Genomic DNA, 1856 nt, shown 5'->3' on the forward strand with positions numbered 1-1856 from the left:
GCCTCGCGCAGAAGGGCCCTGTTTTCCCGGGTATCCGGCATCTCGAGCTTCAGCAGTCCGCGGATGTGCCCGGAGCCCAGGAACATCGACAGGAACAGGTCCGCCGCCTGAAGCGGGTTCCGCACCTTCAGCGTGCCCGCCGAGTTGGCACGGCGCAGGTATGCAGCCAGCGCRTCGTTCACACGCTCCGGGCCCTCCTTGTACAACGCGCGGCAGACTTCCGGCTGCGCCCCCGCGACGCCATAGACAGCGCGCAACGCGCCCAGTGCGTCACCGCGCACCAGTGCGAGAAACCGTGCGCCGATCGCCAGCAGCACCTTCTCCGGCTGGTCCGGGTCCAGCGTCCCGGCGCCAGGGAAGCCAGCCATTACGGCTGCCGTCCTGTCGCGCACGACCGCCTCGAACAACCCCTCCTTGGAGCCGAAGTTGCTGTACACGGTCATCTTGGAGACGCCTGCGTCCGCGGCGATGGCATCCACGCTGGCACGCTCCAGGCCATGCTCGTTGAAGTGCCTTTGCGCCGCTTCCAGGATGCGCCGCACGCGCTCGGGATCGCGTGGCCGCCCGCGTTGGGGCTTCGGATCAGAAACTGGTAGACGGGTCATGGGCAGATTTAGTGGACTTGACAGTTTACTATATCGACTCTACATTACTGTACTTKATAGTCCAATAATCGACCAGCCCACACGGAGCCCATCACCATGAATGACGTCATCATCATCGGCGGCAGCTTTGCCGGCCTCGCCGCCGCCCTGCAACTCGGCCGTGCCCGCCGCAAGGTCACCGTTCTCGATACCGGCCGGCCGCGCAACCGCTTTGCCGGCCACTCGCATGGCCTGCTCGGCCACGATCACAAACCACCGCTGGACATCCTGGCCGAGGCGCGGCAGCAGCTGGCGCGCTATCCAACGATCAGGCTGGTCAATGCCCGGGCCGAGAGCGTGTCTGGCGCCATCGACGATTTCTGCGTCGTCACTGACGATCACGAAAGCCTCGGGGCGCRCCGCGTGATCCTGAGCTACGGCGTCGCCGACCAGATGCCTGAGGTTCCAGGCTTTGCCGAAAGCTGGGGCACGTCCATCGTGCCCTGCCCCTATTGCGACGGCTTTGAAGTCGCCGACCGGCATTGGGGCCTCGTCTGGTCCGGCCCGCAATCGCACAATCAGGCCAGGCTGTTCCGCGATTGGACCGACAAGTTGACTGTCTTCGCCGATGGTCACGACATCCCACCCGATATCCAGGCCGATCTGGCGCGCCGCAACATACCTGTCATCGATGGCCGGATCGTCGAGATCGCCCATCACAAGGGCCATATCTCCACAGTCAATCTCGATACCGGCCGCAATGTCGCGGTCGACGTCCTGTTCGCCCATCCGCGCAACAAGCCGTCCGCAAGCCTGCATGAATCACTGGGCCTCGCCACGGTGGATACGCCCACCGGCATCGTCCTCAAGGTCGACGAGCGCCGCCAAACCAGCATGCCCGGCATCTACGCCGCCGGCGACCTGACCACGCCCTTCTTGCCCTCGGTCACCCAGGCATCGTCGCAGGGCGCGATGGCGGGAATCTTCGCCCAGCAATCGATGCTGGCTTGAGGGCATGGATCCGCACGCGGCGCCTGAGGAAACGCACTTTTAGAGAAGCCTGATGCACATGGACTTCGAACACGTCACCTTCGACCTGCCACACGGCACTTTTCACGCGCTGCAGGGTGGTGATCCCGAAGCTCAGCCGACGCTTGTCTTGCACGGTTTCCCGGACCATCCGCCGACGGCGAAGCCCTTCCTTGCCGAGCTCGGTCGCCGTGGGCGTCACGTCGTCGCCCCATGGCTTCGCGGTTACGCCCCGTCCCCGAC

General features: G+C 64.9%; 2 protein-coding genes and 1 pseudogene. 2 read left to right on the forward strand and 1 reads right to left on the reverse strand.

What is annotated here, in order from left to right; translation table 11 throughout:
• On the reverse strand, positions 1-605 hold a 605-nt coding region (locus tag AC1DFC_RS29725; protein WP_478180581.1), incomplete at its 3' end, for a TetR/AcrR family transcriptional regulator.
• A 96-nt stretch (positions 606-701) separates the two neighbouring features.
• On the opposite strand from AC1DFC_RS29725, the gene AC1DFC_RS29730 reads away from it, so the two are divergent.
• Both AC1DFC_RS29730 and AC1DFC_RS29735 read left to right on the forward strand, forming a co-directional pair.
• Positions 702-1595 (forward strand): NAD(P)/FAD-dependent oxidoreductase, encoded by an 894-nt coding sequence (locus AC1DFC_RS29730; protein WP_478180582.1) that lies wholly within the window; start codon positions 702-704, stop codon positions 1593-1595.
• A gap of 52 nt (positions 1596-1647) precedes the next feature.
• A pseudogene (locus AC1DFC_RS29735) lies at positions 1648-1856 on the forward strand (alpha/beta fold hydrolase); the annotation flags it as partial.

This window comes from Variovorax sp. 10L421 (assembly GCF_056395365.1).